Origin of the sequence: Streptomyces bungoensis, from assembly GCF_001514215.1 — a bacterium.
GTDB classification, from domain to species: Bacteria; Actinomycetota; Actinomycetes; order Streptomycetales; family Streptomycetaceae; genus Streptomyces; species Streptomyces bungoensis.
This window is the reverse complement of record NZ_KQ948885.1, coordinates 33,873-42,369: the sequence shown is the minus strand read 5'-3', so window position 1 is coordinate 42,369 and position 8,497 is coordinate 33,873. Positions and strand designations below refer to the sequence as shown.

The following is an 8,497-nucleotide window of genomic DNA, read 5'->3' as shown; positions in this document are numbered from 1 at the left end:
CCGAGATCGCCCGGTGAAGAGGCTGTGTCGCGGGACCAGAAGCGCTGCCGCTGGAAGGCGTATGTCGGCAGGTCGACGGGCTCGTGCTCCACATCTGCGGTGCCGATCTGCCGGAACAGCGTGGCCCAGGCGACGGGGAGGCCGGTGACGAAGAGCTGGGCGAGAGCGGTGAGCAGGTTCTCGGGTTCCGCGCGGTCCTTGCGCAGGGACGCCGTGAAGATCTCGCTACCGCCGTCCAGACAACCCTGGGCCAGGGCGATCAGGCTGCCGTCAGGACCCAGTTCGAGCAGTCGGCCAACCTTGCCTTCCGCCAGGGCGCGTACGGCGTCGGCGTAGCGGACGGGGCGCCGTACGTGCTGCACCCAGTAGTCCGGGCTCATCAGTTCGGACGGGTCCGCCGCGGTTCCGGTGAGCGTGGAGACCAGGGGGATACGCGGCTCGCAGTACGTCAGGCTCTCGGCGACCTCGCGGAAGTCGGCGAGCATCGGCTCCATCAGCGGCGAATGGAAAGCGTGGCTCACCCGCAGGGACGTGACCTTGCGGCCCAGCGCCCGGAAGTGCGCGGCGACCTCCTCGACGCCCTCCGCCACACCCGAAACCACCACCGCACGCGGCCCGTTGACCGCGGCGACACCCACCTCCGCACCATCGGAACCGAGGAGTGGCAGCACCTCCTCCTCCGAGGCCCGCACCGCCACCATCACCCCACCGGCCGGGAGCGCCTGCATCAGCCGGCCACGCGCCACCACCAGACGACAGGCGTCCGCCAGCGACCACACCCCCGCCACATGCGCCGCCGCGATCTCACCGATCGAATGCCCCGCCAGCACATCCGGCCGCACACCCCACGACTCCAGCAACCGGAACAACGCCACCTCAAGCGCGAACAGCGCAGGCTGCGCGAACTCGGTTCGATTCAGGGCGCCTTCATCGTCACCAAAGACGACTTGCCGCAGGTTGAAGGGGAGTTCAGCGTCGACCGCGTCGAAGGCCTGGGCGAACACCGGGTACGTCTCGTACAGCTCCCGCCCCATGCCCAGCCGCTGCGAGCCCTGACCCGCGAACAGGAAGGCCAGGCGTCCGCCGGGTCGCGCACTGCCGGTGACGGCCCGGGGGTGGGGTTCACCGGCGGCTAGGGCGGCGAGGGCGGTGCGCAGTTCGTCGCTCGTCCGGCCGGTGAGGACGGCGCGGTGTTCGAAGGTGGTGCGGGTGGTGGCCAGGGCGTGGCCGACGCGGGCCGGGTCGTGGCCGGGGTCGGCGTCGAGATGGGCGATCAGGCGTGCGGCCTGGGCGGACAGGGCCGCTTGGCTGCGGGCGGAGAGTATCCACGGGAGGGGCGCATCGCCGGCCGGCTGCCTCTGCTCGACGCCGCTCCGGTTGTCACCGCTGTCACCGGCGTCACGCCCTTCACCGTTGTCACCCGGTTCCTGTCGGTCGGGGGCGGGTGCCTCCTCCAGGATCATGTGCGCGTTGGTGCCGCTGATGCCGAAGGAGGAGACGGCGGCGAGTCGGGGCCGGTCGTCGTGGCGGGGCCAGGGCTGGGCCGCGGTGAGCAGTCTGAGGTCGGCCGCCGCCCAGTCGATGTGCTCGGACGGTTCGTCGGCGTGCAGGGTGGGGGGCAGCAGGCCGTGGCGCAGGGCCATCACCAGCTTGATGATTCCGGCGACGCCGGCGGCGGCCTGGGTGTGCCCGATGTTGGACTTCACCGAGCCGAGCCACAGGGGCCGGTCCCCGGGACGCTGGGCGCCGTAGGTGGCGAGCAGGGCCTCCGCCTCGATGGGGTCGCCGAGCGGGGTGCCGGTGCCGTGGGCCTCGACGGCGTCGACGTCCCCGGGGGCGACCGCGGCGTCGGCGAGGGCGGCGCGGATGACGCGTTCCTGAGCCGGGCCGTTGGGGGCGGTCAGGCCGTTGGAGGCGCCGTCCTGGTTGACGGCGCTGCCGCGGATGACGGCGAGCACCGGGTGGCCGTTGCGGCGGGCGTCGGTGAGGCGTTCGAGCAGGAGCACGCCGACGCCCTCGGCGGGTCCGAAGCCGTTGGCCGCGGCGGAGAACGCCTTGCACCGGCCGTCGGCGGCGAGCGCCCGCTGCCGGCCGAAGTCGACGAACATCTCGGGGCCGGACATGACGGTCACGCCGCCGCCGAGGGCCAGGTCGCATTCGCCGGAGCGCAGGGAGCGTACGGCGAGGTGGAGGGCGACCAGGGAGGACGAGCAGGCGGTGTCGACCGTGACCGCGGGGCCCTCGAGGCCGAAGGAGTAGGCGATGCGGCCGGAGGCGACACTGATCGTGCTGCCGGTGAGCAGATGGCCGCCGAGGTCGGCCTGGGAGTTCCGGGAGCGCGGCATGTAGTCCTGGGCGATGGCGCCGATGAAAACGCCGGTGCGGGATCCGCGCAGGGAGCCGGGGACGATGCCGGCGCGTTCGACGGCCTCCCAGGAGGTCTCCAGGAGGAGCCGCTGCTGCGGGTCCATGGCCTGCGCCTCGCGCGGCGAGATCTCGAAGAACTCGGCGTCGAACAGCGGGGCGTCGTGCAGGAAGCCGCCCTCGCGGACGTAGGAGGTGCCGGGGCGGTCCGGGTCCGGGTCGTACAGGGCCTCCAGGTCCCAGCCGCGGTCGGCCGGGAACGGGGTGACGGCGTCGGTGCCTGACGCCAGGAGCCGCCAGAGCGACTCGGGGCTGTCGACGCCGTCGGGGAAGCGGCAGCCCATCGCCACGACGGCGACGGGTTCGTTCCGCTGGTCCTCGAGTTCCTGCAGACGCTTGCGTGTCTGACGAAGGTCGGCCGTGACCAGTTTGAGGTAGTCCCGCAGCTTCTCTTCGTTGCTCGCCATTTCGTTGCCACTTCCTAGGAGGAGCCCCGAGGGTCCTCAGACGTCGGGTCTGGAGCGGTCCGGGGTCGGTCGGGGTCAGGAAATGCCCAGCTCTTTGTCGATGAGGTCGAACATCTCGTCGTCCGTCGCGGACTCGAGTCCGGTGCCGGCCGTCGTGGTGCCGTGGCTGCTGCCGCCCGTCCAGCGCAGGAGCAGGTCCCGCAGCCGTGTGGTCACCTCGTCGTCCGCGGCACCGCCGTCCGGTGTGCCGTCGGTCGTGCGGTCCAGGCCGGCCATGGCGGACTCGAGCCGGTCGAGTTCCGCGAGCAGGACGTCCGCGGGCCGTGCTTCCTGTGGCGCGCACTGCTCCAGCAGGTGGCGGGCGAGGACGGCGGGCGTCGGGTAGCTGAAGATCAGCGTGGCCCGCAGGGTGAGGCCGGTGGCCGTCCCGAGCCGGTTGCGCATCTCGACCGCGGTGAGCGAGTCGAAGCCGAGGGACTTGAACGGCCGGTCGGAGTCGACCGACTCGGGGTCCGCGTGTCCGAGGACCGCCGCGGTGTGGGTGCGGACCAGGTCCAGGGCGGCCCGTTCCCGTTCCGCGGCGGGCAGCAGGCGCAGCTGTTCCGTGAACGGCACGGTGCCGCGCTCGCCGTCGGCTCCGTCCTGGCCGCCGGCGGTCGCGGCGGCGGGGGCGGCGGCCCGCCGGACCGGGATGCGGGCCAGGTTCCTGAGCAGGGCGGGCGGTTCGGCGCCGCGGCGTTCCAGTCCGGCCAGGTCGAGCCGGGTGGGCAGCAGCAGCGCCCGGTCGGCGGCGAGTGCGGCGTCGAACAGGGCCAGGCCCTGCTCGGCGGGCAGCGGTGCGAGGCCGAGGCGGCCGACCCGGCGGACGTCGGCCTCGCCGAGGGTGCCCGCCATGCCGGTGTCGGTGTCCCACAGCCCCCAGGCCAGGGAGAGGGCGGGCAGGCCCTGGGCCCTGCGGTGGTGGGCCAGGCCGTCGAGGAAGGCGTTGGCGGCGGCGTAGTTGGCCTGGCCCTGGCTGCCGAAGGTAGCGGCCACGGAGGAGAACAGGACGAACGCCGACAGGTCGCGGTCGCGGGTGAGTTCGTGGAGGTTCCACGCGGCCTGCGCCTTGGGCCGCAGGACCCGGTCGACGCGGTCGGGTGTCAGGCCGTCGAGGATTCCGTCGTCGAGGACACCGGCGGCGTGGACGACCGCGGTGAGCGGACGGTCCCCGGGAATCGTGGCGAGCAGTTCGGCCAGGGCCTGGCGGTCCGCGGCGTCGCAGGCGGCGACGGTGATCTCGGCCCCGAGCCCGGTCAGCTCGGCGGCGAGGTCGTGGGCGCCCGGGGCGTCGGGGCCGCGGCGGCTGGTCAGCAGCAGCCGGCGGACGCCGTGCCGGGTCACCAGGTGCCGGGCCAGGAGCGCGCCGAGGGTGCCGGTGCCGCCGGTGACCAGGACGGTGCCGTCGCCGTGGGTGCGCTCCGCGGCGGCGGGGCCGGCGACGGCCGAACGGGTGAGGTCCAGCGGGACGCCGGGCACGGTGAGGACGATCTTCCCGGTGTGCCGGGCCTGGCTGAGGTACCGGAACGCCTCCGGGGCCCGGCGTACGTCCCAGGTGGTCACGGGGAGCGGCCGCAGCGCCCGCTGTGCGAACAGGTCGAGCACGGCGGTGAGCATCTCGGCGGTGTGTTCGGGGTCGACGTCGCGGAGGTCGAACGCCTCGTACACCACTCCGGGGTGCTCCGCGGCGACCACGCGGGGGTCGCGCAGGTCGGTCTTGCCCATCTCGATGAAGCGTCCGCCGCGCGGCAGCAGCCGGAGCGAGGCGTCGACGAGCTCGCGCGCCAGGGAGTTGAGGACGACGTCCATGCCGCGGCCCGCGGTGACGCGCAGGAACTTCTGCTCGAAGTCCGTGTCGCGGGAGGAGGCGATGTGGTCGTCGTCCAGTCCCATGGCCCGCAGGGTCGGCCACTTGGCGGGGGCCGCGGTGGCGAAGACCTCGGCGCCCAGGTGCCGGGCGAGCTGGACGGCGGCCATGCCGACACCGCCGGTACCGGCGTGGACGAGGACGGACTCGCCGGGACACAGGTCGGCGAGGTGGACCAGGCCGTGATGAGCGCTGAGGAAGACGATGGGCGCCGCCGCGGCCTCGGTGAAGGACCAATCCTCGGGGACGCGGGCCAGCAGCCTGTGGTCGGTCACGGCGACGGGGCCGTAGGCGCCGGAGAACAGTCCGAGCACCCGGTCCCCGGGGGCGAGGCCGGTGACGCCCGGGCCGGTCTCCAGGACCACACCGGCTCCCTCGCGGCCGGGCACCTCGCGGTCGAGCATGCCGAGGCAGACCAGGACGTCACGGAAGTTGACGCCGGTGGCCCTCATCGCCACGCGGACCTCGCCGGGGGCGAGCGGTCCGGTGACCTCGGGGCAGGCGACCAGCGCCAGGTTGTCGAGGGTGCCGGGTGCGGTGACGTCGAGGCGCCAGGCAGCCTCGCCGGGAGGCGGCAGCAGCGGGCTTCCGGTGTGGGCCGGGGCCAGCCGGGGGACGTGCGCGGTCCCGCCGCGCAGGGCGAGCTGTGGTTCGCCGGTGGCCAGGGCGTGGGCCGGATCGGCCGGGCCGGCGGGGTGGGCGCGCCCGGAGTCTCCGCTCTGCCCGGCGGAGGGGGCGAGGAGCCCGGTGAGCGGCGTGTCGCCGGCACGGCCGGTGTCCTCGGGAGCCAGGTCGAGCAGGACCAGGCGTCCGGGGTGCTCGGACTGCGCGGACCGGACGAGGCCCCACAAGGCGGCGGCGACCGGGTCGGTGGGTGCGCGGTCACCACCGACGGGCGCCGCACCGCGCGTCACGAGCACCAGCCGGGCGGCGGTGAAGCGGTCATCGGCCAGCCAGCTCTGTATCAGTGCGAGGGCGTCGTGCAGGGCCGCGCGGGTCGCTTCCACAGTGTCGGCGGAGTTGGTGGGGAGGTGCGACGGGTCCGCGGTGTCCGCGGTGGCAGTGCGAAGGTGCGACGGGTGTGCGACGTCCACGGTGTCGGCGGAGGCGGTGGTGAAGTGCGATGGGCGCGCGGCGTCCACGGCGTCCGCCGTGCCGACGGTGTCCACCCCCTTTGCTGTGTCCACCGCGTCCGGTGTGTCCGGACCCGGGCCCGCGGGCCGGGCCGCACCGCCACAGGCGACGAGCACCGAGTCCGGCACCGGCGTACCCTCCGCCACGGCGGCCGCGAGCGTGGCGAGGTCGGGGTAGTGGCCGGCCGGGGCGTCGGTGAGCCCGTCGATAGGGGGCCCGACGACGGCCCATCGCTGCGCCTGGGCCGGAAGTGCGCCGGCCGGCGCGGGCAGCGCGCTCCAGTCCAGCGCGAACAGCGCGTTGCCGGTCTCCGCCCGGGCGCTTTCGGCGGTGGCCTGCGCCGCGGGGTCCACCTCCCGCAGGGTGAGCGCGTCGACACGGGCCACGGGGTGTCCCTCGGCGTCGGCCAGGGACAGCGCGAGCGTGTCCTCGTCGACCGGTGTGAGCCGCACCCACACCGCGGACGCGCCCACCGCCGACAGGGTGACCCCACTCCAGGAGAACGGCAGCCTCACCGCGCCGGAGCCGTGCGCGGCCGGAGGGCGGGCGGCGAGCCACGCGTGCAGCGCCGCGTCCAGCAGGGCCGGGTGGAGGCCCTGCCGCCCGGCGTCGTCCTGCCGGTCGGCGGGCAGCCGGACCTCTGCGTACACGTCGTCGCCCTGCCGCCAGACGGCGCGCAGTCCCTGGAACGCGGGGCCGTAGACGTAGCCGTCGTCGGCGAGCCGCTCGTAGAAGCCGTCGAGCGGAACGCGGTCGGCGTCGGCCGGCGGCCGGCAGACCCGTCCCTCCGTGTCATGCCCCTCCGGCTCGCTCGCGTCGTCGCCCTCGTCGAGGAAGCCGGTCGCGTGACGCACCCACGGGTCCGGGGCCGCTCCGGGCGCGTCGGACCGCGAGTGGACGGACACGGTGCGCCGTTCTGCCCCGTCCGGGCCGCCGACGGCGACCTGGATCCGCACCCCGCCGCTGTCAGGCAGGACCAGTGGTGCTTCCAGGGTCAGTTCGGCCACGCGCCCGCAGCCGACCTGACGGCCGGCCTGGAGCGCCAGCTCCAGGAATCCCGTACCGGGGAAGAGGACCGCGCCCGCCACGGCGTGGTCGCGCAGCCAGGGGTGCGCCGCGAGCGACAGCCTGCCGGTGAGCAGGGTTCCGGGCCCCTCCGCGAGCGTCACCTCGGCGCCGAGCAGCGGGTGCCCGGACGCGGTGAGTCCGAGTCCGGCCGCGTCGCCGGGCGCGGCGGACGGCGCTCCGGGCCAGAAGCGCTGCCGCTGGAAGGGGTACGTCGGCAGGGTGGTCCGGCGGGCTCCGGTCCCGGCGAACACGGCGGGCCAGCGCAGTGCGGTGCCCCGGGTGTGCAGGGCGGCCACCGCCGTCAGCAGCGCTGCGACCTCGTCGCGGTCCTTGCGCAGTACGGGAGCGTACAGCGGCTCCTCGGCCGCCCGGCCGGTGCCCGTCTCGGCGCGGACCAGCGCGGTGAGCGTCGCGTCGGGTCCGAGCTCCAGCCAGTTGCCGACACCCTCCGCGCGCACCCGGCGCACGCCGTCGGCGAACCGCACGGCGTGCCTGACGTGCCGCACCCAGTACTCGGACGACATGAGAGCGTCCGGGTCGGCGAGGTCTCCGGTGAGCGTGGAGACGATCGCCAGCCGGGGCCGGTCGTAGGCCAGGCTCTCGGCGACCTTGCGGAAGTCGGCGAGCATCGGCTCCATCAGCGGCGAGTGGAAGGCGTGGCTGACCCGCAGGGCCGTCACCCTGCGGTCCTCGGCGCGGAAGTGCGCGGCGATCTCCTCGACGGCCCGTGCGGTTCCCGAGACCACCGTCGCCTCCGCACCGTTGACGGCGGCTATGCCCGCCTCCGTCTCGCGGCCGGCCAGCAGCCGCAGCACCTCGTCCTCCGAAGCCTGCAGGGCGACCATCGCGCCGCCCTCCGGCAGCGCCTGCATCAGCCGGCCACGCGCCGCCACCAGCCGGCAGGCGTCCGCCAGGGACCACACCCCGGCCACGTGCGCTGCCGCCAGCTCTCCTATCGAGTGGCCCAGCAGCACATCGGGTCGCACGCCCCAGGACTCCAGCAGCCGGAACAGCGCCACCTCGAGGGCGAAGAGGGCGGGCTGCGCGAACTCGGTGCGGTTCAGGGCGCCTTCGTCCTCGCCGAAGACGACCTCCCGCAGGCTGAAGGGGAGTTCGGCGTCGACCGCGTCGAAGGCTTCGGCGAACACCGGGTACGTGTCGTACACCTCCCGCCCCATGCCCAGCCGCTGCGAACCCTGTCCCGCGAACAGGAACGCCGTGCGATCGGCACCGGCCTTCGCCGTACCCGTGACGACATGATGCACGGGTTCCTGCCGCACGAGGGCCTGGAGGCCGCGCAGGGCCTGTTCCCGGTCCGCGGCCAGCACGACGGCGCGATGCTCCAGCGCGGAACGCGTCGTCGCGAGGGAGAGTCCGACGTCCCTCGGGGACAGTTCGGAGTCCGAGGACAGGAGGCTGACCAGCCGCTCCGCCTGCTCGCGCAGCGCCCGGGGGTCGGCTGCGGACAGAGGCAGAAGGACGGTGCGATCGTCCACGGACGCGGAGGGTACGTCCGTCTCGGCGCTGTCCGTGTCGGTCTCCGTCTGGGGTACTTCCT

Annotated in this window: 2 protein-coding genes; both read right to left on the bottom strand. The window is 74.4% G+C overall.

Features of this window, described 5'->3' with window-relative positions:
- Positions 1 to 2,831 (bottom strand): type I polyketide synthase (locus AQJ66_RS35895; protein ID WP_159052702.1); only part of this gene is annotated, 2,831 nt, incomplete at its 3' end.
- Positions 2,832 to 2,906: 75 nt separating this feature from the next.
- Positions 2,907 to 8,435 (bottom strand): SDR family NAD(P)-dependent oxidoreductase, encoded by a 5,529-nt coding sequence (locus AQJ66_RS35890; RefSeq protein WP_159052701.1) that lies wholly within the window; start codon positions 8,433 to 8,435, stop codon positions 2,907 to 2,909.
- Between the last annotated feature and the right edge of the window lie 62 nt (positions 8,436 to 8,497).